Origin of the sequence: Pedobacter sp. GSP4 (assembly GCF_051857575.1) — a bacterium.
Classification (GTDB): Bacteria; Bacteroidota; Bacteroidia; order Sphingobacteriales; family Sphingobacteriaceae; genus Pedobacter.
The window spans coordinates 382,277-407,117 of sequence record NZ_JBPZIR010000001.1 but is presented as its reverse complement, the minus strand read 5'-3'; the positions used below and the strand labels follow the sequence as shown (position 1 = coordinate 407,117).

Sequence of the window (24,841 nt, the reverse complement as noted above, 5' to 3'; positions counted from 1 at the left end):
TCCTCCAGCAACCTGTCACATTGAGCCTGTCGAAATGCCTTACATAATTTTATGATAGGTCCTTCGACAAGCTCAGGATGACAATTCTATATTTATGATACAGTCTTTATTTTTTCTATTTTTCTGTTGATAAAGAATATGGGAAATCTGCCGGATTAGATCCTCTTGTTTTGTTTGGCATAGCGCTCATGTTAAAGTTTAACACGGCACCTTTTTGCAAACCACTATGGCTGATCCAGTTTTTAGAATATGGCTTACCATTCATCTGTAAGGCCTGTACATAACGGTTGTTATCGCTATTGGCAGGTGCATTAACTACAACAGTTTTGCCGTTTTCTAAAGTGATGGTAACTTTTTTGAACAAAGGTGCACCCAGTACATACTGATCTACAGCTGGTGTTACCGGATAGAAACCCATTGCAGAGAAAACATACCAGGCAGAAGTTTGACCGTTATCTTCATCACCGCAATAGCCATCTGGTGTTGCTTTGTACATCCTGTTCATGGTTTCTCTTACCCAATACTGTGTTTTATAAGGTGCACCACCGTAATTGTACAGGTAAATCATGTGCTGGATGGGTTGGTTACCATGTGCATACTGGCCCATGTTCGCAATCTGCATTTCGCGGATTTCGTGAATTACACCGCCGTAAGCGCTTTCATCAAATACCGGAGGCATAGAGAAAACTGAATCCAGTTTGGTTACAAACTTGTTATGACCGCCCATTAATTTCGCTAAACCATCTACATCCTGAAAAACAGACCAGGTATAGTGCCAGCTGTTACCTTCGGTAAATGCACCGCCCCATTTAAAAGGACTGAAAGGACTTTGGAAAGTACCATCCTGGTTTTTACCACGCATTAAGCCAGAAGCCGGATCGAAAAGATTTTTGTAGTTCATGGCTCTTTTCTTGTAAATATCGATTTCTGAAGCCGGTTTACCCAAAGCTCTTCCCAATTGGTAAATGGTAAAATCATCGTACGAATACTCTAATGTTTTAGCAGCATTTTCGTTCTTTTTTACATCAAATGGAACATAACCCAGTTCGTTGTAATATTTAACGCCATCGCGGCCAACAGCTTCCATAGGACCCTCGTTATTGGCACCATGTTTAACAGCCTGCCATAAAGTTTCGATATCGTAGCCGCGCATGCCTTTAATGTAAGCATCAGAAACTACCGAAGCAGAGTTGTTACCCACCATAATGTTGGCATAACCCGGGCTGCTCCACTCTGGCAACCAGCCACCTTCTTTATAATCATTAATTAAGCCCTGTTGCATTTCTTTGTTGATTGACGGATAAACAAGGTTTAAGAAAGGATATAACGCCCTGAACGTATCCCAGAAACCGGTACCGGCAAACATATAACCAGGCAATACCTGTCCGTTGTAAGGGCTCCAGTGTACAATCTGGTTCTGTGCATCAACTTCGTATAATTTGTTCGGGAAGAACAAAGTACGGTAAAGGCAAGAATAGAATGTTCTGGTTTGATCGATAGTGCCACCTTCAACAGCAATTTTGCTTAATGTTTTGTTCCAGGTAGCTCTGCCTTTGGCTTTGGTTGCATCGAAACCATCGTTAGCCAGTTCTCTTTTTAAGTTTAGATCGGCCTGTTCAAAGCTGATAAACGAAGAAGCAACCTTAGCAATAACCTGCTCGCCTTTTTGTGTAGCGAAACCAATTACAGCACCAGCATGATCAACAGTTAGCTCCAAATCTTTATCGTTCAATTTTTTATCATCCCAGGTTTTGGCCAGTTTGAAATCTTTATTGAAATAGATTACGAAATAGTTTTTAAAGTTTTTAGGCAGCGGACCACGTGCATATTTTGTGGTGTAACCGATAATTTTTCTTTCGGCAGGGATAATTTTAATGTAAGACCCCCTGTTCTGTGCATCTACAACCACAAACGAGCTATCGGTTTTAGGGAAAGTAAACCTAAACTGTGCTGCTCTTTCTGTAGGTGTTATTTCTGTGGTTACATCGGCATCGGCCAAATAAACGCTATAATAATATGGCTTAGAAACTTCTGCTTTATGGCTGAACCAGCTTGCGCGGCCCTCATCGGTAAACTTTAACTTACCGGTAACCGGCATAATCGAGAAAGCGCCGTAATCGTTCATCCAAGGAGATGGCTGGTGTGTTTGTTTAAAACCACGTATTTTATCTGCATCGTAGGTATATGCCCATCCATCGCCGCTTTTACCAGTTTGTGGCGACCACATGTTCATACCCCAAGGCAAACCGATGGCCGGATAGGTATTTCCGTTAGATAGATCGGGCTTGGATGCGGTTCCCATCAGGGGATTAATCCAATCAACCGGATCAGTAATTTTGCCTATGGTTTGTGCGGAACTGGTTGCTGCCGCAAAACTCAACAAGGCGATAAATAACTTTTTCATTCGTTGTGTTTGTGTTTTTTTATGTGCTTGTAATTATAATTAAACTTGAGAATTTTTAACGTAATCTGCCCAAAGTGCATCCAAATCTTTACCTGTTAATTTTACCCAGATATCTTTGGTGTAGGTATGGTCTCTTAAAGATGCATCAACGGCCTTAATTACACCTGGTTTCACCGATTTTTCTATCCAGGCAAAAAAAGCTGCAGTAATGCGGTAGCTGTTTTTGTAGCTATGATCGGGTTTTAATGCCGGCAAGGCCCACTTGGCACCTGCGTTATCTACCCCAAATTTATAACGGGCATAATCTGCAATGCCTTCTGTTAACCAGCCTGGTCCTACACTTCTGCCATAATCCTGCACAATGTGCATTACCTCATGTGTTACCACATCAATATCTTCGGGGTGTTTAACCATCCAGATCGAGCTGAAGGTTACTTTACCATCGGCAGTGGCGGCAACCCCTTTGTAAGCCGTATCTACAAAAAACTTTACTTCTTTTATGGTTGATGGGTTATACTCTTTTGCCAGTTTGGGATAAACCTCAAAGAAGGTTTTGATCAGGCGTTTTTTCAACTGCGGATCCAATGCCGCAAAATTGCTTTCGAAAGAAAGTGTATAGCCGCCTTTTTTGGTTATTTCCTGCGCTTTTAAATTTGCCGAAAAAGCAGAAACAAGCAGTACGAAAACGGAAAGAATAAGAGTTTTTTTCATGTATTCAGTAATATTAGTATTTTGGTTAGCGTGTTTAGCCCTGCAAAATAAATATAATATGTAAAACGTTTTAGTAAATGATCAAAAATTTTACTTTAATGATGGTTATTTTTACAAAACGAGCTTTAGCGCAGTCAAGTTTTACAGGCTATGTGCCCAGTTAAACTTGAGTTCCCTATTGAACCTGCCATCCTGAGCGGAGCCGAAGGATCTTCACTTTGTGCCGGTAGTGATGATGGCCCTTGGCTATTATTTCTTACTGCTATAGCTCAAAGTTACTTTTTGCGGTTCTTTAGCATAATCGCTCCAAAGTTCATCTACTGTTTTTCCGGTTAGGTTTTTCCACGATTGCTCGCTGTACTGGTGCGCCCTTAGCTGCTGATCTAAAGTAGCGATTAAGCCCGGTTTAACATTTTGCTCCAACCAGGCAAAGAAACGGGCGGTAATGCGATAGCTGTTTTTATAACTCTGCTTTTCATTGTAGGCTGGCAAGCTCCATTTAGAACCTACATTATCTACACCGTATTTGTAGCGCACATAATCGGCAATACCTTCAGTTAACCACACCGGTCCGGCACTATAACCATAACCCTGAACAATGTGCATGGTTTCGTGTGTTACCACATCAATATCGGTTGGGTGGGTTTCCATGTAATAAGCGCTAAAAAGGATACGGTTGCCACTGGCTTCGGCCACTGCTTTATAAGCTGTATCTATTACGAAAAGAACATCGTTTGTTGATTTGTTGTTAAAGGTTTTCACCAAAGTTGGGTAAACCTCAAAATAAGTGGCAATTAACTTTTTCTTCAGTTTTGGATCTAAAGTGGGGTATTTACTCACAAAAGTAAGTGTATATCCCTTTTTCTTATCCACACTGTACGATGACCAGTTTTTGGCAAGCGCCTTAAAAAGTTCTTTATCAATTTTAGCCTGCGATTTACCTTTTACCCAATTACTGTTTACACTGATTTCTCCTGCCTTGGCCTTAATGCTTTCGGTTTCACTGTTGGCAAAAAACAGTTCAGCTTTTCTTTTGGTATGGTATCCATCGGCCATGGCAAACTTGGGATAAACATGGTTAAATGCGGTATCCAATTTAGCTTTGGTCAAAACATCAGCGGCATTATTTTCGTCGTTGATGGTAAGTTGGTAGCCCCTTTTCTGTGCAGAAGCACTGGCACCTAAAATAGATGCAATTGCGATTATTAAAAACTTCTTAATCATGGTTTAATGTGTGTGTGTGTGTTGAAAAAGCAAGGATCTTACTTTGCGTAAAGCCTCTTGCCGGTGTTTATTTATTTTTAAATTTTATATGTCGATTACCCATCTTAACCTCAACCTGTTACCATGCTATTTTTAACTGGAGAAACAAAGCCTTTAATAACCAGATAGCGCATGTTAAACAATAACATGCGCTAATCTGGTTTTTTAGATAGGTAGAACTAATAATTTACCAGCCCGTATTTTGAACCAATAAAGGTACTTTTTGAACTTCGCCATTTGGTATTGGCCATAAATAGTGTTTTTTATCAAATACGCGCGATTCGGTAGTTACAACATTGAAATAGCCATCTGCTGCATTTTTCTGGATATTCATTCCCAGAATTACCTTATCGGTTGTTTCGGCAATTTTCCATCTCCTGGTATCAAAATACCGGTGAGATTCAAAAGCAAGCTCTACCCTTCTTTCTCTTCTAATTGCATCGCGCAAATCAGTTGGAACCGGCAAAGCGCCTGCACCGCTTCCGTACTGAGGTACCCCGGCACGTTCGCGGATCTTGTTTAAATAAATCAGGATATCCGGATTTGTTGGATCGTACTCATATAACGCCTCTGCATAATCCAAATAAATTTCTGCCAAACGGATAAAAATATTGGTCCGGCCACCTGTACTCCAACCGCTTAACGAAAGGTTTTTTCGTTGCGTATAACCCGTACTTGTGTAATCGGTATTACTGATGCTTCCTTTACCTGCGTTCCCATTAAATTCAAAGCTGGTTACCAAAGTAGAATTTGGGTTTATCCACTTTCTGTTGGTGTAGGTTATGCCCACATAAAAACGCGGTTCGCGGCCTACGTACATGTTGTTTACCTGTCTGGCCGCATTATCATCAGGTGCATGGAAACTGCTAAAGCCAGCGGTTTCGCTATAACCCGAAAGCGGATCGTCGGTCGGCCTGCCGTTTGCCATAAAATAAGCCCTAACCATTTGCTGCGAAACAGATAAAAATGATCCACCTTTATCCCCTCCGCTACCATTGTTGTGGTTTGGTGCCATGTTATATTGCAGGTTGGTAATATCGGCATTGCCCTTGGCAAAAATAACCTCCGAGTTCCAATCGGTTAACATTACATCTCTGCACGAAAGAAATGCCGTAAGGAATGGGGTTGTTCCGGTTTTAACAAACAAAGTATAGTTCGGAAAAGATGTAATGAAAGATTTAGCTGCATCGGCTGCTCTTTTCCACTTTGCCGGGCTTGGCGTTTGATTAATTAACTGCTTGCCATCTGCATTTTTAAGGTTGGCGTAATCTGCATTTCCATTAAACAACGGACTTGCTGCCGTTAATAAAACCTGCACTTTGTAGGCTTGTACAACAGCTTTGTTTACGTGGCCATAATCATCGTTTGATAATGGACCCGCGGGTAAATTAGCCGTAACGGCATCCAGTTCGCCTACAATGTAATCCACACATTCATCAAAAGAATTGCGGGGCTTGCTAATGGCCTGAATCGGGGCATCGGCAGCAATCGGATCGTTGCCCAATAACACTACCGGACCGTACTGGCGGATTAAATAATAGTAATAAATTGCCCTTATTGCCCTGGCTTCGTTATAATACCTCGAAATAAAATCGATTCCGTTCAGATTACAATCGGTACACTTGCTAACGTTGGCCATAAAATTACTCGATGCCTGTATACCCCTGTAATACAATTGCCAGATGGTATTTACCTGCCCAGTGGTTGCATCCCAGTTACCACTGTTCAAGTTATTGGAAAAACTACTTGGCAAGGTATAATCTGCCTCATCCGAGGCACCTGTCCAAGGGCCAGCGGTATAACCATTGGCCGGGAAACGCTGCTGCATTTCATCTGGCAGGGTAGAGTAAACATTTGCCAGCAACTGATCCACAGTACTTTTGGTTGCGAAAGATTCATCAAACGTTAACCTATCATTAGGTACCTGATCTAGAAATTTTTTACAACCTGCATTGCTCAAAACCAGTAAGGTTGCTATGGTGAATATATATATCTTTTTCATGACGATTAAAAATTAGCTGTGAAACCCAAGGTATAGGTGGTTGTTAGCGGGTATTTGGTACCGTTGTTAGAGGCCAGCTCAGGATCCCAAAGTTTAAACTTGCTGATGGTAAATACGTTATAACCAGTAGCATAAACCCTTAAGCGGTTGATACCGATTTTTTTGATCCCATTTTTCAAGGTGTAGCCCAAATCAAGGTTCTTTAAACGCAGGTAGCTAATATCGCGTTTCCACCAGGTACTGGTTTGGAAGTTGTTGTTGTTGACACCGTAAGATAGGCGTGGATAGAAAGCATCCTGACGTGGGTTATCAACGGTCCATCTATCAGTAGCAATGGCATGTAAATTACCTAAACCGCCCGATGCCGTGAAAGGCTGGATGGCATCGCCGCTCAAGATGATATCGGCATTGTCCTGTCCTTGAAAAAATGCGCCCAGATCGAATCCCTTGTACCGAAGTGAAAAACCAAAACCATACATGGTTGATGGTACATCGCCCCTACCGATAATTGTTCTGTCAAAAGCATCGATTATCCCGTCGCCATTTAAATCCTTGTATTTAATATCGCCTGGCAACAATGTACCAAACTGCTTAGGACTTGCATTAATTTCGGCCTGACTGGTAAATAAACCTTCGGCAATGTAACCTGTACGCGCCAGGATATTGCTTCCCCTTAATTCTTGCCATGGATATTTTGTAGGCGCCTGGTCGTTCTCTACGATTTTATCTTTGTTAAAAGTGTAGTTACCCCTGAAAGTGATGTCGAAATCATCGCTGAATTTTGCATTGTATTCGATTGTTCCATCTATACCTTTGTTTCTGGTTTCGCCCAGGTTACCCGAAGGGTTAGAAACCAAACCAATGTAGTTTGGCACAAGTCCCCTGCCCAAGAAAATACCTGTACGGTGTTCTTTAAATAAATCGACAATGATGGATAAGTTGTTGTTCAGGGTTTTTAATTCGAAACCTAAATCCTGCTTGCGGCTTTCGGCCCAGGTAATATCCACACCATAAGCCGTTACGTTTAAGCCAGTGCTTACAATATTTCTGGTCTGCCCAAAGGTATAGCCATTGGCGCCACCAACTTTGGTAAGGTAATAAAAACGGTCGCTTTCATTGGTAACATAGCCGTTAGAGCTACCTCCACTACCAACAATACCATCAGAATAACGGAACTTAACCAATTGGAAGGTATTTTTTAAACCTTCAAAGAATTTCTCGTTTGATAAGATCCATCCCACACCAAAAGCCGGGAAAAAACCATAACGTTTGTTCGGGGCAAAGTTTTCCGATCCATTGTAACCAATATTGGCTTCCGCAAAATAGCGGTCGTTGTAAGCATAGGTAACACGCGAGGCAATACCCTGACTTCTGTAAGGAATGGCCAGGGTAAAGTTATCGGCAAATGCGTTTAAGTTATCATTCTGGTTGTACAGCACCAAGCCAGAAACAGCGTGCTTCCCAAAGGTACGGCTATAGTTAAATGCCAGCTCAGCATACATTTTCTTATCGCCACCATTCGCCCTCGAGTAGCCCAAAAAGTTTTGTCCGTTGTAGGTTAATCCGTATTTGTATGAGCCATCGGCGTTATAAGGATCGTTCGGATTGATGTAATAAGTACTTTCGCGCTTGTTCCGGTTAATGTTGTTAAAATTATTTACATCAAAAGAAAACATACCGGTTACAGATAAGCCCGGGGTAATGGCTTTTAAATCCTGCGTTAAACGTAGATTAGAGAACAATTGATTGTTAAAAGTAGTTCTGTAACCCCTTCTGGTAATATCGGCATACGGATTTCTCTGATCTGATTGTGCGCTGATTCCCGGAATTGAACCGTTAGGATAGGAAACAGGAAAGGATGTAGGATTTAACTGGAAAGCCTGGTTAAAAACACCCTGCGCATTATCCACACCCGGGTAGTTGCCCGAGCTTAAAATACCTTTAATACCTAAATCCATTTTGGTAGTACCGGTAATATCCCAGTTTAAGTTTGCGCTTACATTGTATCTGGCAAAACTCTGGGTAGCATCATAAGTTTGGGCATCATCTGTTTTAAATAGGCCATTTTCATCGTAATAACCTAATGATACATAATAGCGTGCATTATTAACTCCACCAGATAAATTGGCTGTTGCCGTACGGTTCTGCCCCCAGTTTTTAAAAATGGCATCCAGCCAATCAACATTGGGGTAAAGTACCGGATTTTCTCCCGATGCAGTTCGGTTAATAGCTGTTTGGCTATATTGCGGCGTAAATGTACCTGCGCTGCCGCCCCTTACAAATTCGGTAAGCTTGGCTTCGTTGGCCAGGTTCATGTAATCTACCCCATCAATCAGTTTAGGGCTTTTTGTAAACTGGCTTATTCCCTGAAAATAATCGACATTAATTCTTGGCGGACCAACCTTGCCCTGTTTTGTGGTGACCAAAATTACGCCGTTTGCACCCCTGATACCATAAACCGCCGTAGCAGCAGCATCTTTTAAAATGGTAAACGACTCGATATCATATGAGCTTAAACCATCAATTGGCCTGTTCGGTACTCCATCTACTACAATAAGCGGACTTCTATCGCCGCCAATGTTTGAAATACCACGGATCCAGATATCGGCATTGGTAGAGCCAGGCTCGCCGTTACGGTTAACGGCCACAACGCCAGGCAGACGCCCAGCCAGCATTGAACTGATATTGGCCACAGGCTGCCTTAAATCTGATGCTTTAACTGATGATTGTGCACCAACCAAGCTCTCTTTCTTTTGGGTACCGAAGGCTACGATGGCAACCTCCTGCAAATCATTTCCGGAAGGCTTAAGCTTAACCACCATACTGGTTTGCGTGCCCACAGGCAGCTCTATCGATTCGTAGCCGATATAAGAGAAGATCAGTACCGAGTTCTGATCAGGAACAGTAATACTAAAAGCGCCATTAACATCGGCAGATGAAGAAATGGAAGTGCCTTTTACCTTAATACCTGCACCAGGTAATGCGGCGCCGGTTTCATCTTTAACAATACCCCTAACCACAATATCTTTGTGGGGGTTAGAAGCCATTGCAACGTGATCTACATATCCGTTTGAACTAATGGTAATTGCCGAAGCTGATGCGGTATAACATGTACCGCCAGCCAATAATACCGTGCTTAGTTTAAGCGCACAGTTTTTTAACAAAAGCTTTCGCTTAATTAAATTGGTAAATTTTTTGTTCATAATTGAGTTTTTAGTTTGGTTTTGGTTTTCCGCTGGGCGCGGATTGGGATTATCTGGGTGTAAAATTTTACTTTCTGATAGGCACTCCTCCTTAAAATGGTCAGCAATTAATTGATTAGCAACTAAAACGTTTTAGTAAAGCTGAACAAAAAAAAGCCCTGATGGTTAAATCAAAACTTTTTTTACTGGACAAATGGAGAATTAGATTCTTTATTTTTAGCTCTTTAACTTACTAAAACGTTTTATTAAAACAATAATAAGGATATTATCGCAAATCAAAAATTATTTGTGAAATTTTTGGAAGAAAAAACACATAAACAAACACCAATTCACAAAAAACAATAGAAATAAAAACAAAAAATCGAAACAGAATAACCTATTTAAGAGAAATAAGACAAAAAGAAAGGATAACCAGCGAATTAAATTAACAAAATTACAATTCGTTGCTTATCCTTAAAAAATATAACCAAAAGATGTGCTATACTGAATACCCGTTAAGTTAGGCTTAAATCGCAGCAGCTGGCCGCACCAATTAAAGCCGCATGCTCCTTTAACTCAGAGATTTTAATTTCGGTATCGATTCCATTGCCTTTAAGTGTTGCAATAAGCTCGGGTGCAAAAGCACTAAAAGACTGTGCAATATTGCCACCTACAATAACGGTATCTATTTTATGTTTCCTAATCACCGGGATCAGGAACTGTGCAAGGTTATAACCAAATTCCATAAAAACCATTGTGGCAAAATGGTTGGTATCTACAATTTCTACCAATTCTTTAACACCATCTACCGTGTTGCCGCTGAGTTGCTTAAATCGTTTTACGAACCAGCGCGTAGATAAATAATCTTCTGCAATTCCATCTAAAAATTCAGAGCTCCAGAGGTCGGCATCAAAAGCTTTATAGTTTAAGCAGAGCGAAGAACCAAGTCCTGTACCCAGGGTTAAACCCAGTACACTGGCGTTGCCTTTTGCGGCCCCGGCAAAAACCTCGCCCTGTAAAAAACCTGCTGCATCATTTATAAAATGGATGTTCTCTGTTGGTATGTCCAAACGTTTAGACAGTTCTTCTTTAACGTTTACCTGGTAAAGTGATTTAAATTTATCCTGATCTTTGATCAGAGAAATGCCCTGATCGTAATTAAAAGGCCCGGGCATAGCAATACCTACACTGCGGCTACCGTTCTTGATGTTCTGAAAAGCTTCGCTGATGATATCGCACCATGCAGCTAAAATCACTTCTTTATTCTCCTGCGAATTCACAGGGCTACGTTTGATAGAATCCTTCACCAAAGTTCTTGTTTCTAAATCCACCAATGCGGCTGTAATGTGCGAGCCGCCAATATCTACACCTAATGCAACAGGCTTTTCCATTCTATATCTATATATTATTTATTCTTTTCTTAACTCGTATTTGAATTATTTCGCCAAAAGTAGTAATTCAATATTTATTTACTCAACGAAAACGGCTTATCTTCAGCTAATAATCCCCTATTTAACATAGGTTTAACATTCATTTCTAATTTTAATACCCCGCCTTTTAACAAATCAGAGTGATTAATGAAGTTTTTGGTAAAATTTTTACCGTTTAGGCTGGCCGACTTAATATAAACATGTGATTGATCGTTATCGGGTGCTTCGATGATGAATTTTTTACCGTTTTCTAAATTAATTGTAGTTTTTTTAAACACCGGGCTGCCCAAAACATACTCTCCTGTTCCAGGGGTAACGCTATAAAAACCCAATGCACTTAAAACATACCACGAAGAAGTTTGTCCCTGATCTTCATCTCCGGGATAACCGTTTTCGGTGGCATCGTAAAGTTTGCGCATTACTTCCCTGGCATGGAACTGGGCTTTCCAAGGCTGGTTGGCATAGTTATACAAGTACACCATATGCTGTATTGGCTGGTTGCCATGTGCATATTGCCCCATATTGGCCATTACCATCTCGGTCATTTCGTGTATCATGCCACCGTACGAGCCAACGTTAACTTTATTCGGCTCGGTAAAAACAGAATCAAGCTTGGCCGTAAAGTTATTGTAACCGCCCATTAAATTGATCAATCCTTTGGTATCTTGAAAAACCGACCACTGCCAGTGCCATGCGTTACCTTCGGTAAAAGGCCCTCCCCACTCAGTAGGGTCGAAATTTGCCGCCCACTTGCCCTCTGCATTCTTGCCCCTCATAAAGCGGGTAGCCGGATCGTACACATTTTTATAGTTGTACATCGGTTTTTCAAAAACCTCCATATAATCCTTATCGCCGATCATTTTAGCCAATTGGTATGCGCAGTAATCATCATAGGCGTACTCCAAGGTTTTAGCTGTGGCCTCACGGTATTTAGGGTAAGGAACATAACCCAATTGGTTGTATTCGGTTACGCCATCTCTGCCATTTGCTGGGCCCCATGGCCCTTTATTCATTGCTTCGTGGTAATAGGCATCCAAAGCTTTTTTGGCATCGAAAGTCCTGATCCCTTTTGCCCAGGCATCGGCCAATAATGAAATGGCATGGTTACCGATCATACTTCCGGCCTCGCTAGGGAACGACCACGAAGGCAACCAACCGCATTGCTCGTAAGCATCGAGCATGGCCTGCATGTAACGGCCGTGCATTTCTGGCTGTACCAATGTATTTAAGGGGAACTGGGCACGGAAAGTATCCCAAAAACCTGTATCGGTAAACATATATCCATCGTGTACCTTACCATCGTATGGACTGAAATAATATGGTTTACCGGCTTCGTTTAACTCGTAAAATTTCCTCGAAAATAAACTGGCCCTAAAAAAGCAAGAATAAAAAGTTTCCATATCGGCTTTCGAACCGCCTTCAACCTCTATTTTACCTAGAGATTTATTCCAAACCGCAGCGCCATTGGCTTTGGTATCTTCTAAAGTTTTATCGTTGCCTAATTCTCTTTTCAAATTGAGTTCTGCCTGTGCCAGGCTGATGTAAGATGAAGCGGTTTTGGCCTGAACTTTTACGCCAGATTCAAACTGTACAAATGCGCCCTTACCCAGGCCTTCGGCTGATACAGAATCTTTAGCTACAGTATTGCGCTTATTCTCCCATGTACCGTACGATTTGATCGGCTGATCAAACTGGATCACAAAGTAACTTTTCCAGCCTCTTTTAAATCCCTCGCCATTATTAACCCAACCTGTAATTTTATTTTCTTTTGGATAAATATGCACACCACTTAAGCGGGTGTAACCATCTAAAATTAAAAAGCTTCTTTTGCCTTTTGGATAACTGAAGCGGAGGTGTGCGCCCCGCTCTGATGGAGAAATTTCGGTAGTAATTTCGTTTTCGAACTTTACCTTATAGTAGTTTGGCTTGGCAATTTCATCGTTGTGGCTAAATTTAGCTTCACGCTGGTTTTCATCTACAACCAGTTCATCCACCATGGGCATTAAAGAAAACACCGCATAATCCCTTGTCCACGAGCTGCATTGGTGCGCTTGCTGAAAGCCCCTGATTTTATCCCTAAAATACTGGTATTTCCAGCCATCGCCGTTGCGGCCGGTTTGAGGAGTCCAGGTGTGCATACCGAAAGGCAGCGCTGTTGTGGGGTAGGTGTTGCCCCTGGTTAGTTCGTGCTTGGAATTGGTTCCCTGCAGGGTGTTAACATAGTGGACCCAATCTTTCTGCTGTGCCAATAACCCGTTGGCAGAGATGCAGCATAAAAAGGATGCAATTAATTTAAGTTTCATTGTTTGTTTGTGTGTGTTTATTTTTCGGGCTGTAACAGACCGTGTATCATTAAAACAAACTACACCTGCATAGGTAGATCATGCAGGCATAGCTGTTATTGTTATTTAATTCCCCATTTATCGGCAAGCATTTTAATAAAATAACCTCCAACTACGCTCCTGGCCTGGAAGCCGGTCATTTTTCCATTTGTAGTCTCATGCCAATCGCTCAATGGTACCCTGCTTTCTGTTTCAGTGGCATAACGGTATATTGGGGCAACAAATTTCTGGAAATCGGCTTCATTATCTGCCAAGGTAGCTGTCCACATAATCCAATCCGATTTTGTATAGGTTCTGCGGCTATCCAGTGGCAAGCCGAAATCTTTTTGTTTGGTTAAATAAAAGTTGATTTCCTTTTTATAAACCTCTTTCGGAAAAAGATCGAGTTTTAAAAGTTTATCCCATATTAAGTTATACTTCTGGCTCCAGGTATTTTTATCGTTAAAGGTTAAAGCATAATGGTCGCCATCATCGGCCATTTTCATCCAGTTCTGTGCCATTTGCAGTGCGGCAGTTCTATACTTGGTAGCCACATCTGTTTTACCCAGTTGCTGTGCCATTTGTGCATAACCGCCCAAAGCCACAATTGCCTTTACCGATAAGTTTGCATTGCGTGCCAGGTGACCTGCAAAATCATCAGTACATAACTGGTTTGCCGGATCAAAACCTTCTCTTAAAAGGTAGTTTGCCCAAACAGACATTACTTCCCAGTGTTTTTCGGCATATTTTGCATTTCCTTCGGCTTTGGTAATTGCAGCGGTTAAAATAATCATGTTACCTGCTTCTTCTACTGGCATATCCTCACCATAGGTTTGTCCGTTGGCTAGCGGATAAGTGCCTAAATCGTGTGCGGCAAAAGGCTTTTTCCACTTACCACTTTCCGAATAGTAAAAAATACCGTTCAGCATCCCTTTTAACAGTTCGGGACTGTATACCAAAAACTGCGGAGCAGATGGATAGGTTACATCGACTGTATTGATAGAACCGTTACTGAAATTTTCTTTTGAAAGGAAAAGGATATCCCCGTTGGGCGCGTACACAATTTTATGGGCAGCAATAGCCTGTCTGTAGGCAAGTTTACAAAGATCTGCATAGGCTGTACCACCTGCTTTTTTTGCATCGGCATAAAGCTGAGCATCGAAGGTTGCGCATTTGGCCTTTAATGTTGGGTATTCCTTACCGGCTTCGGCCAGCTCGTTTTCAAAATCTTTCCCCGATTTTTTCCATACCGGAGCTAATTTTTCGCCAAAATATTCTACCGATTTTACATCGTCATAACCCAGCATCACATATTTTTCTACAGTTGCCGATGAAACAGCCCCAAAAGGGATAACACTGCTCAGGTTTAAGTTCTTTGCATTGAGCACCTGGCTTTGTGCAGGATATTTTGCCTGCATAAAACTTTTCAGGTTCTCGTTCTGTGTACCTATAAATTGTACCGCGTTAAACTGCGCAGGTACGGCAACGTACAGATAGCCCCAATCAATACGGACATCATCGCCACGTTTTTTCAATATCGGCTGTTCTACAGTTCCTGTTTTCAGGATGGAAAGGTTGTTTTTGGCACTTTTCCGTGCAGAAACGGTTTGCATTGGTGTATTAACGGCAATATTTGATGAGGCACCAAAGAAAACACTTACCTGGTGCGTTTTGGCATCGGTAGATTTTACGGCATAGTTGATGTAACTGATAGGCCTTGCTGTTAATTTAATATCGTTAAGCAATAAAGGCGAAGTAAAACTTACCTGAAGTTCCACTTTACCACAGGCAAAGGTATATTTGGTTGTGGTTGCACTAATGGCTACATTGGTTTGGCTGGCAGGAGAAATTTTGATGTCCTGTGCTTCCTCTTCTACTATGCCCGCATCTAAATGGCGGCCACCGGCGGTATTTTTAACATGTATGGCCAGCACGTTTTTACCTGCTTTTAAAATACCATCTTCAATCGGCAGATAGGCATAATCAGAAACCCATCCGTTTTTTCTATAAATGAGTTTACCGTTCAGGTAAACCATTACGTTATCGTCGTGATTGAGTTTAAGGTATTTCTTGGTTGCCGAAACTTTGGATATTTCGAATGTTCTCCTGAAATACAGATCGTCGGTGTTCCACTTTGTTTTTGCCGAATGGTCATCGCCGAAAGGGGCATCGGCCTTTTTCCAGGCAGCATCGTCGTAAGCATTGGTTTCCCAGCCGTTTTCTGGCTGATCGAAACTGTAAGCCGCTTGGTATTTCAACTCATCGGCAGCAGGAAGAACGGTTTTAAATGTTTTGCTTTCTTCACCCAAAAAGCGGTAAAATTTATCATCAACTTTGATTACCCCCAATAACGATTGCTCTTTGCCTGTCCAGTGCTTGGTAGCCGAACTGGTAAGTCCATCGCCGAACGACCAGATGCTGAAATAGGCATCGTGTGTAATTAATGGATAGGCTGGCGCTTTATCCTGTGCTTGGGCAATGAGGCTAAAAAAAAGGCATAGTGCGATTAGGGAAAGTTTTCTCATAAATTCATATTTGGTTTTATTGTAATGATAAATCGTTTTACTTGATTAATCGACCAAATATTTTATCCTAAAAGCCGAATGAAATATGGAAGTTAATGCTAATTTAAAATAGATTTTCGTTTGCTAAAGCCTAAATAAAGTAAAACGTTTTACTAATTCAATATTAGAGAAATTAAAATCATATTAAAATAGGCTTTTGTAATATTTAAGTTACTAAGAAATTTAATCCCTGATAATCAGTTTTGCGGGGATAATAACCTGCTGGTTTTCTAATTTAGTTTTAGATGAAAGCTGTTTAAGGATAAGTTTGATTACGTTTTCGGCAATTTCTTCTAAAGGTTGCTGTACGGTAGAAATACCCGGGGTGTGCAGTTCGAAAGCTTCGTGGTCATCGTAGGCAATAACAGCAAAATCTTTCCCGATCTTTTTGTTGATCTGTTTCAGCACTTTTAAACCGCTAATGGCCAAATAGTTGGTTGCAAACAATACGGCATCTATATTTTTATTGAGGAAAAGATCTTTGATCTGGGCAATGGTTTCACTTTCATCCTGATTGAAGTGGATTTTTAACACCAGGTTATCATCGTATTTGATGCCATTATCTTCCAGTGCTTTTTTGTAGCCTTCAAAACGTTCGGTAATCTGTTCTACATTGATATCGGTAGTAACCAGTGCAATGTTCTTCTTGCCATCATCTATAAAGTTTTTGATAGACTGGTATGAGGCTTCGAAGTGATCGGCTCCAACATAGCTGGTGTTTAGGCCCGGTAAATTCCTATCGAAAAGGATTACAGGGTTTCCATCGTCCAAAAGCATCTGAATATCTTCTTCTATGCCTTTTACCGGCGAAATGATATAAGCATCTACTTTACGCGATTTGAACATGTTAATCAGTTCTTTCGCTTTATCGATACTGTTTTCGGTACTGGAATAAATAATTTTGTAACCTTTTTTATAGGCCTTATCTTCTATTAACCTGGCTATCCTCGAAAAAAATGAGTTGGATATATCTTCGATGATTAAACCGATAATATTTGAATTTCCGGTACGCAGGCTTCTGGCAATCTGATTGGGTTTGTAGCCGCTTTCTTCTATAATTTTCTTTACCTTTTCTATTACTGCCTCGCTAATCGATTTCTCTTTGGCTTTACCATTAATTATAAACGAAACAGTGGTAATGGATACGTTTGCTTTTATAGCTATATCTTTGATAGAAAGCGATTTCATTTGGTTGGAAGTTCTTTTAAGTAAATTGATTCAAAGCTAAATAAAAATTGTAGCTTTTAATTTTTTGCCCATTATAAAAACGCAATTTAACAATTTTTATATTAATCGTTTTAGAAACGCTAAACAAAGGCGCCAATAAACCTATTATTTCTTAAAAAAGGCAAAAGGCGCTTGTTAGGCGCCTTTTGTATCAAATTTAATATCCCGGGTTTTGACTGAGCTTGGGGTTAAGATCGCGCTGCTGCTGCGGAATTGGGTACAATGCTTTGGTGGTTGCCGAAGGGGTATGATCCCACCAGCTGGCAGTTGTAAATTTCCCGAAACGGATCAGATCATCTCTTCTAAAGCCTTCAAAAATAAATTCCCTGCCACGTTCGGCAAGCAGTTCGTTAAGGGTTAAACTTTGTACGGTATAAGCTTTCGATGCCCAAACCGCATCGGTGTACGCGCGTTTTTTACAGGTATTGATCAGATCAACAGCTTCCTGCGTGGCCACACCACCGTTTTTACGCATAAGCGCCTCTGCCTTGGCAAAATAAATCCAGGTTAAACGGTATACATTCCAATCGGTGTTGTTGTAATTCGGGTCGGCTTCTACCTTAACGCCATTAACAATACCTGCCAAAGAGTTACCGAGTTTGTATTTGTTAAAACGCACACCACTGTTCTCCTCTCCTTCGCTCATATTGCTCACGGTAGAGTTTTTACTGTTTTTCTGAATGTTATCCACAAAAACCAAAGGCTTGCCCGAATATTCTACCGTGCCCTGCACTGGTGTTACGCCATCTGAAAATTTAACCTGCGGACCAAAAAGCAACCAATTGGTTTTACGCAGATCTTCGGTTTCGAAAGTACTGTAAACGCCTGGTACCAGAACAATACCGTCGTTACCGTTACGGCCACCGCCATAAATATCTTTCTGGGCAAAGTGGTAAAACTCGCCTGTCCACGATGGTTCGAACTTGGCCCTGGTATAATCGTATGCAATTGAAAAAATTACTTCTTTTGAAAGATCATTGGTGTTTTTGAACTGATCGCTGATATTGGGATCTAAGGCCATGTTTCCATTTTGGCCCCCACCATCATTATTGATCAGCTTATCGGCAGCTGCAATACAATCGTCCCAGCGCGGTGTACCTGTCCAAACTTCGGCATTGAGGTAAAGTTCTACCAACATGGCATATCCGCTGGCCTGGCTCATCCTGCCAAGCATGGCTCGCGAAAGTTTAGGCACATTGTTGATGTTATCTTTTATTTCTTTCTCTACAAAGGCAAAAACATCTTTGCGGCTTGTGGTTACCGGGTAAATAGGATTGGCCGGATCTGCAGGTTCGGTTGCCAATGGTACTCCGCCAAAAAGATCCATTAATTTCAAAAAGTGGAATGCGCGGAGCAGCTTGAGCTCTGATACGTAAGCATTTTTCTCTTCCTGGGTAATGCCCATGGTAGAAATATCGCGGGTGCTGATATTGGCAATCGGATCGTTGCAATAGCCCACACCACCGTACATTAGCGACCAGGCGTTATTGATCCCGCCTTCATCAACCGTCCAGGTGTGGTAGTGCAATCTTTTCCACTTGCCCCCATCTTCGCCGTGCGGACCTTTTGTAGGCCAGGCCAGCTGATCAGCAGATAACTCTGCCAAACGCCACCAACCATCTTGCTGCGATGGGGTAACCCAGGCATTGGCATGGGTATAGGGCCTTAAAACTGCAGAAAGAACTTCGTTCTTATTGGTATAAAATTTATCTGCAGGTATTACGTCGTAAGCATTTTCATCCAATTTGGTACATGCGCTAGTCATGCCTACAAATGCGATCAATGCCGAATATATTATTGATTTGTTTTTCATTATCGTCTAAATTAAAAGCCAACATTAACACCAAAAAGGAATGAGCGGGTACTTGGATAGGCACTTCGGTTATCAACCCCCGGACCTAAACCTGTATCCTGCACAAAATCAGGATCGTTGCCCGAATAACCGGTTATGGTTGCCAGGTTCTGCCCAGTGGCATACACCCTTAGGTTACGGATAAGTTTATTTTTCAGTTTAAAATTATAGCCAATGGTCACTTCATCTATTTTAACATTGGCTCCATCTTCCAGATAATAGTCTGAGTACATAAAAGTATCGTTAATGGCACTGTACTTGGTAAAGGCTTCGCTGAGGTAGTTGGCTCCTTTTATAGAGGGGTTACCGTAAGTTAAAGCTGTGGTGTTTAAGATCTGGTAATCGAATTTACCTCTTAAAAAGATCCTTAAATCGAACTGTTTGTAGCTAAAGTTTGCAGTGTAAGAGGCATAATATTTAGGGATAGCGTTACCAATGGGTGCTAAATCGGTCAGGTTTTTATCTTTCGAGTTGTTGATCTGATCGTTGCGCACGGCCTGGCCATTGCGGTTAAAAAACAGCCACTTTCCGTTGGCATCGAAACCGGCAAAGCGCTTGCCCCAAAACACGCCCAAATCTTCACCCTCGTAAGTGGTAATGGCATTTCCTAAATCGCCGGCGCCACCAATGCCGCCAAAGGTTTTATACTTTACGGTGTATATATCGTTAGAGTAAGAATCTAGCTTGTTTTTAATGGTACTGCCCGTAAAATCCATACTGAAGGTAAAATCCTTGTTTTTGATGGCCTGATATGACAATGCAAGCTCGATACCTTTTGATGAAATGGTACCCACATTGGCAAAAATACTCGATTGGATGTATGGAGGCTGAGGTGTTGTATAGGTATCTAACAGATCTTTGGTGGTTCTTTTAAATAAATCCAACGCACCGGTTAACTTGTTGTTGAACAAAGTAAAATCTGCCCCGATGTTCAGCTCGCGCTTGCTTTCCCATTTCAGAAATGGATTGGCGTTTCTGGTTGGGCCATAAGTTTCGCGGTAAATCCCATCAGGATATAAATATTTACCCCCTGTGCCTAAAACCACCCTTGAGGCATTGTTTTCGAAGCCAGAGTTACCGGTTACCCCGTAACCTGCCCGTAGTTTTAAACTATTAACCCATTTTATGTTTTCCATAAATTTCTCCTGGCTAATGTTCCATCCAACTGATACTGCAGGGAAACTTCCCCACTTATTGTTATCGCCAAACCTTGAAGAACCCTCTCTCCTCAAAATAAACTGGGCAAGGTATTTACCATCAAAGGCATAATTTACACGTGCAAAAAATGCAATCAGGGTATTGTCGTTTTTAAAACTCCCCATAGAGGCTTTACCCAAACTCAAAGCTTCGCCCTGATTTAAATTATCTTCGTTAAACTGGTTGTTTAAGAAACCGCGATTGTTGGCATCCTGTCCTTCTTCTATGTAATAACGGTAACTGTAACCACCCACTGCAGAAATAGAGTGCTTATCAATAACGGTATTGTAGGCCAAGGTTGGCTCTAAGGCGAAGGCCTGAGATAGGAAATTGCTTTTAAACGCATAACCACCGTTAGGGAAATCGCTGTTCTCTACCGAGTTTTCACTCTCCAATACTGCATAACCGCCATCAATATAACTGTTCCGCTGAACCGAACCGAATACTGATGCTTTTAATCCTTTCACAATATCCAGATCAGCTTTTACATCGGCACTAGACGTTTGCTGTTTCCTGTAATTGGTTTCCTGAAACAAGCGGGCGTACTGATTGGTGCTCTGGTTATCGAAATAATAGGTTCCGTTTGAGTTATATATCTGCGTAGTTGGATTTTTACCGGCTTCTTCTTCCCAACCGCCTCCGCCAAGCAAATTGGCATTGTTAAAGTTGGTGGCCAGGTTAAGCTGTACGTTAAGCTTATCGTTTAATCCTTTCTGATTTACATTTAACCTTAAAGTGTACTCCTTGCGGCCGTTTTCTTTGGCAATACCCTGCAAATCGCGGTAATTGATACTGGCCCTATAACTGGTTTTATCGGTACCGCCTGATAGTGCAAGGTTATGGTTCTGCGAAAAGTTGCCATGGTTAACCAACAGATCGTACAGATCATTGTTCCCTCCCCTGTCTATCGCATCAATCTGTCCGGAGGCAATTTTTGACCTAAATTCATCAGCGGTTAAGAAATCGAGGCGGTTCTGAACATATTCTTTTCTGATGTAGCCCGAATAATTAAAAGTTGGCGCACCCGGTTTTCCTTTTTTGGTGGTAATTAAAATTACCCCGGCATTGGCACTTGTACCATAAATGGCGGCACCAGACCCATCTTTTAAAACATCTACCGATAAAATATCATCCTGCGTAAGCAGATCGGGGTTACCGCCCGGAATCCCATCAATTACAAAAAGCGGACTTGCACTTCCGGTAACCGATACCACACCACGCAACTGCACACTTGGCCCCGAATTGGGATTGGAGCTACTGGCACGGGTAATGTTTAAACCTGCAACCTTACCCTGAATTAAATCCAGGGCATTACGTGCTCCTCCCTGCCTAAACTGGGCAGTATCTACGTGTGCTACAGATGAGGTAACTTCTTTGGTTTTTAAGGTACCATAACCTACCACTACCACTTCATCGAGTTTTTGAGATTCGGATGGCACCAGGCTTACAACCAAAGGCGTTGCGCCATTGCCCGCCGGTATGGATTTGGTTTGATAACCGATATAACTAAAAACCAATATATCGGTTGGTGCTGTTACATTAATGCTGAACTTACCGTTTTCCTGCGTTACACTGCCGCCGGTTTTTCCCTGTATTTTGATACCAACACCGGGCATGCCGATTTTTTTCTCATCAACAACAGTTCCTGTAATTGTTTTCTGTGCTGCCGAGGTTTGTGCAGGGCTGGCCGGTGCAGTGGCCGGCACCGGACTGGCGCCACCCAAAGGGTTTACCGGAGCCTTTACCGAATCTGCAGTCTTTACCGGATTTTTCTTTGTTGTTTCTTGTTTTTTAGTTGTGTCCTGCTGAAAATAAAAGCGGTTGAAATTCTTTTTTTCGCTCGTAATTTTTGCAAACAACTGGGGGCTTGAAAGAAGGATGAGGCATAGGAAACCCGACATCCTTAGTAAAATGTTTTTCATTGGCACTCACTAGTTTAGTTTATAATTAGTTACGCAATGCGGCTAACCTATGTACTTAATTAATGAGAACGCCGGAATTAATTATAGACGAATAGGATTTACGCAAAACGATTTAGTAACGCCATAAACAGACATTTGTTTTATAAAAAGTGAAAACACGCCTGAATGTTACGATGCCAATGAAAGAAATTTACTGTAAATATGTGCGGATTAATACAGCGGTTTTAGCCGAAGCACCGGGTTTCCCCATGCGTGCCAACAGCGCTTCGTAATGGTTCAGCATTTCGCTTCTGCCTGTACCTTCGAGTATCAAAGAAAGCTCCTGATCGACCGTTTGTGGATTACAATCTTCCTGGATTAATTCAGTTACAATCTTTTGATCTACAATGAGATTGACCAAAGAAATGAACTTGATTTTGACCAATATCCGGGCAATGGCAATTGATAGGGCACCACCTTTATACACCACCACCTGCGGAACCCTAAATAGGGCGGTTTCTAGTGTGGCCGTACCAGATGCTACAATTGCAGCATGGGCATGGTGCAATAAATTATAGGTATTGTTAAACAGTAGTACAACATTTTTGTTACCAATAAACTGTTGATAGTATTCGGCAGTAAAAGTTGGTGCTGCAGCAATGGCAAAAAGGTAATCGGCATGGTTTTCTACCACGCTTAACATTACGGGAAGTAGGCGTTCTATTTCCTGTTTACGGCTTCCAGGCAATAAGGCAATAATTTTTTGATTGCCCAGCTGGTTTTTCTGGCGGAAAGCGGTATCGGGGATAAACTGGGCAATTTCATCCAACAACGGGTTGCCCACATAATCTACATGCATACCCCATGTGCGGTAAAAATCTACCTCAAAAGGCAAAATGCAGAACATATGGTCTACAACCTTTTTTATTTTTAATACCCTTTTCTGGTTCCAGGCCCAAACTTTAGGCGAAATGTAATAACAAACCTTTATGCCATGGGCTTTTGCAAATTCAGCAATTTTAAGGTTAAAGCCCGGAAAATCGATCAAGATCAGTACATCCGGTTTCCAGTTTAAAATATCTTCTTTACAGGCTTTAAGGTTCCTAAAAATTGTCCTTAAATTTAAAACTACCTCGGTAAAGCCCATAAATGCCATATCGGCATAGTGTTTTACCAGTTCGCCACCTTCGGCAGCCATTTTATCGCCACCAAAATACCGGAATACAGCAGCGCTATCTTCAGCTTTTAAAGCTTTCATGAGGTTGGCGCCATGCAGATCGCCTGAGGCTTCTCCGGCTACGAGGTAGTATTTCATATTTTTTATATTATAACAAAATCGTCATTGCGAGGAGGCACGACGAAGCAATCTTTTATGCTATTAGTTTATTCCTTAATCTTTCTTTATTCAGGAAAGATTGCTTCAGGCCCACTCACAATCCCTCTTCTTCAGTGCGCAATGACGCCAGTTTTTTATTAAAATACTTTATAGGCAAAAAACACAAAGGCACATAAAAATGTTGCAGCCAATATGCCTCTTCCGATATTTTCCTTATTGTATTTAAAAAAGTACTGCATGGTATAGGCGTTTACCGCAATGCCACCAATGTACAGCAGATCGGCTTTGGCTAAAGAAGCTACATGGTGGATAATGTACCAGGCCAGTGCACATAAAATTATCGGCACCAGTAAACCGATACCCAGGCCAACCCACACCGAATTGTCCAATCTTTTTAACCGATCGTTCATGGTGCCTGCTTAACCTAAATTAATGCCATCTGGCGCCGAAACCTTTGTACCAACACTTTCAGCTTTTGAGGCCTTGGCACCAATAAAATTCCAACTGTTTAAGACTTGTATGGCGTGGTGCGCAGTTAAATCGAACTGAACCGGAACTATCGATACGTAACCGTTTTCCAATGCCCAAACATCTGTATCTTCTCCTTTATCAAAATTCTCGAAAACACCTGTTAACCAATAATATGGGCGTTTGTAAGGATCGGTACGCTCTTCAAATTCTTCCATCCACTTGGCATTGGCCTGGCGGCAAACTTTTACCCCTTTTAAATCGCTTCCATTTGGGAAATTCACATTCAACAGGGTGCCCTCTGGTAGGCCATTTGCTAAAACCTCTTCGCAGATATTTTTGATGTATTTTTTGGTATGACTAAAATCGGCGTCGGCTGCAAAATCATCCAAAGAAAAACCAATAGATGGGATTTTCTCGATTGCCCCTTCTACCGCGGCAGACATGGTGCCCGAATACAGTACGTTAATTGAGTTATTTAAGCCGTGGTTAATGCCCGAAACGCATAAATCGGGTTTCTTGCCTTTAAAAATTTTGTTTACCGCAATTTTTACACAATCTACCGGTGTACCGCTGCATTTATACATTTCTACCCCTTCGTAAAGTGTTACTTTATCAAAACGGATAGGTTTACCTATGGTAATGGCATGCCCCATCCCACTTTGAGGACTATCTGGTGCAACTACTACCACATTGCCCAGCTCCTGCATTACTTCCATCAAATTTTTTATACCTGTTGCTGTAATACCATCATCGTTTACAACTAAAATATTTGGTTTTGTGCCCTGCTTTGTCATGCCGGTAAAAATACAGATTATAAAATTTAAGGCACAATAAACAGGCATTTATGTGCAAAAATCATTTATTCCTACGTTTTTAGTTCTGAAATTAAAAAGTATTTCATAACGTAACAGAAAGGATATATATTTGAATAAATAACTTATTAAAGATGAATGCTGTATTTGGCACAACCAATAGCTGCC

General features: G+C 41.5%; 14 protein-coding genes. All 14 read right to left on the bottom strand.

Annotated features, from left to right (window positions below; translation table 11 throughout):
* Positions 1 to 115: 115 nt before the first annotated feature.
* Entirely contained in the window at positions 116 to 2,404 is a 2,289-nt protein-coding gene (locus ACS5PU_RS01625) for a GH92 family glycosyl hydrolase (RefSeq protein WP_439457517.1), read from the bottom strand.
* Positions 2,405 to 2,443: 39 nt separating this feature from the next.
* Positions 2,444 to 3,115, bottom strand: coding sequence for a basic secretory protein-like protein (locus tag ACS5PU_RS01620; RefSeq protein ID WP_439457516.1), 672 nt, complete (start codon positions 3,113 to 3,115; stop codon positions 2,444 to 2,446).
* Between the two features lie 249 nt (positions 3,116 to 3,364).
* Positions 3,365 to 4,339, bottom strand: coding sequence for a basic secretory protein-like protein (locus ACS5PU_RS01615; RefSeq protein ID WP_439457515.1), 975 nt, complete (start codon positions 4,337 to 4,339; stop codon positions 3,365 to 3,367).
* Positions 4,340 to 4,565: 226 nt separating this feature from the next.
* Positions 4,566 to 6,380 carry a RagB/SusD family nutrient uptake outer membrane protein gene (locus ACS5PU_RS01610; RefSeq protein ID WP_439457514.1) on the bottom strand — a complete coding sequence of 605 codons (1,815 nt, stop codon included), beginning with the start codon at positions 6,378 to 6,380 and terminating at the stop codon, positions 4,566 to 4,568.
* A gap of 5 nt (positions 6,381 to 6,385) precedes the next feature.
* Entirely contained in the window at positions 6,386 to 9,583 is a 3,198-nt protein-coding gene (locus tag ACS5PU_RS01605) for a SusC/RagA family TonB-linked outer membrane protein (RefSeq protein WP_439457513.1), read from the bottom strand.
* Between the two features lie 494 nt (positions 9,584 to 10,077).
* Complete coding sequence (locus ACS5PU_RS01600; protein WP_439457512.1) at positions 10,078 to 10,953, bottom strand: ROK family protein; 876 nt, start codon at positions 10,951 to 10,953, stop codon at positions 10,078 to 10,080.
* A 74-nt stretch (positions 10,954 to 11,027) separates the two neighbouring features.
* Positions 11,028 to 13,316 (bottom strand): GH92 family glycosyl hydrolase, encoded by a 2,289-nt coding sequence (locus tag ACS5PU_RS01595; RefSeq protein ID WP_439457905.1) that lies wholly within the window; start codon positions 13,314 to 13,316, stop codon positions 11,028 to 11,030.
* 80 nt (positions 13,317 to 13,396) lie between these two features.
* Positions 13,397 to 15,838 (bottom strand): glutaminase domain-containing protein, encoded by a 2,442-nt coding sequence (locus ACS5PU_RS01590; protein ID WP_439457511.1) that lies wholly within the window; start codon positions 15,836 to 15,838, stop codon positions 13,397 to 13,399.
* Positions 15,839 to 16,060: 222 nt separating this feature from the next.
* Positions 16,061 to 17,065 carry a LacI family DNA-binding transcriptional regulator gene (locus ACS5PU_RS01585; protein WP_439457510.1) on the bottom strand — a complete coding sequence of 335 codons (1,005 nt, stop codon included), beginning with the start codon at positions 17,063 to 17,065 and terminating at the stop codon, positions 16,061 to 16,063.
* A 196-nt stretch (positions 17,066 to 17,261) separates the two neighbouring features.
* Complete coding sequence (locus tag ACS5PU_RS01580) at positions 17,262 to 18,917, bottom strand: RagB/SusD family nutrient uptake outer membrane protein (protein WP_439457509.1); 1,656 nt, start codon at positions 18,915 to 18,917, stop codon at positions 17,262 to 17,264.
* 11 nt (positions 18,918 to 18,928) lie between these two features.
* Entirely contained in the window at positions 18,929 to 22,075 is a 3,147-nt protein-coding gene (locus ACS5PU_RS01575; protein ID WP_439457508.1) for a SusC/RagA family TonB-linked outer membrane protein, read from the bottom strand.
* A gap of 190 nt (positions 22,076 to 22,265) precedes the next feature.
* Positions 22,266 to 23,369 (bottom strand): lipid-A-disaccharide synthase, encoded by a 1,104-nt coding sequence (lpxB, locus tag ACS5PU_RS01570; protein ID WP_439457507.1) that lies wholly within the window; start codon positions 23,367 to 23,369, stop codon positions 22,266 to 22,268.
* A gap of 158 nt (positions 23,370 to 23,527) precedes the next feature.
* Positions 23,528 to 23,800, bottom strand: a complete 273-nt coding sequence (locus ACS5PU_RS01565; RefSeq protein ID WP_439457506.1) for a stationary phase survival protein SurE — start codon at positions 23,798 to 23,800, stop codon at positions 23,528 to 23,530.
* A 9-nt stretch (positions 23,801 to 23,809) separates the two neighbouring features.
* Positions 23,810 to 24,655, bottom strand: a complete 846-nt coding sequence (surE, locus tag ACS5PU_RS01560; protein WP_439457505.1) for a 5'/3'-nucleotidase SurE — start codon at positions 24,653 to 24,655, stop codon at positions 23,810 to 23,812.
* Positions 24,656 to 24,841 lie beyond the last annotated feature (186 nt).

Bases quoted from the DNA above. Each gene is read 5' to 3' on its own strand.
- ACS5PU_RS01605 (WP_439457513.1), bottom strand. From the start codon at position 9,583: ATGAACAAAAAATTTACCAATTTAATTAAGCGAAAGCTTTTGTTAAAA.
- ACS5PU_RS01615 (WP_439457515.1), bottom strand. From the start codon at position 4,339: ATGATTAAGAAGTTTTTAATAATCGCAATTGCATCTATTTTAGGTGCC.
- ACS5PU_RS01575 (WP_439457508.1), bottom strand. From the start codon at position 22,075: ATGAAAAACATTTTACTAAGGATGTCGGGTTTCCTATGCCTCATCCTT.
- ACS5PU_RS01580 (WP_439457509.1), bottom strand. From the start codon at position 18,917: ATGAAAAACAAATCAATAATATATTCGGCATTGATCGCATTTGTAGGC.
- ACS5PU_RS01585 (WP_439457510.1), bottom strand. From the start codon at position 17,065: ATGAAATCGCTTTCTATCAAAGATATAGCTATAAAAGCAAACGTATCC.
- ACS5PU_RS01610 (WP_439457514.1), bottom strand. From the start codon at position 6,380: ATGAAAAAGATATATATATTCACCATAGCAACCTTACTGGTTTTGAGC.
- lpxB (WP_439457507.1), bottom strand. From the start codon at position 23,369: ATGAAATACTACCTCGTAGCCGGAGAAGCCTCAGGCGATCTGCATGGC.
- ACS5PU_RS01565 (WP_439457506.1), bottom strand. From the start codon at position 23,800: ATGAACGATCGGTTAAAAAGATTGGACAATTCGGTGTGGGTTGGCCTG.
- ACS5PU_RS01600 (WP_439457512.1), bottom strand. From the start codon at position 10,953: ATGGAAAAGCCTGTTGCATTAGGTGTAGATATTGGCGGCTCGCACATT.
- ACS5PU_RS01620 (WP_439457516.1), bottom strand. From the start codon at position 3,115: ATGAAAAAAACTCTTATTCTTTCCGTTTTCGTACTGCTTGTTTCTGCT.
- surE (WP_439457505.1), bottom strand. From the start codon at position 24,655: ATGACAAAGCAGGGCACAAAACCAAATATTTTAGTTGTAAACGATGAT.
- ACS5PU_RS01625 (WP_439457517.1), bottom strand. From the start codon at position 2,404: ATGAAAAAGTTATTTATCGCCTTGTTGAGTTTTGCGGCAGCAACCAGT.
- ACS5PU_RS01590 (WP_439457511.1), bottom strand. From the start codon at position 15,838: ATGAGAAAACTTTCCCTAATCGCACTATGCCTTTTTTTTAGCCTCATT.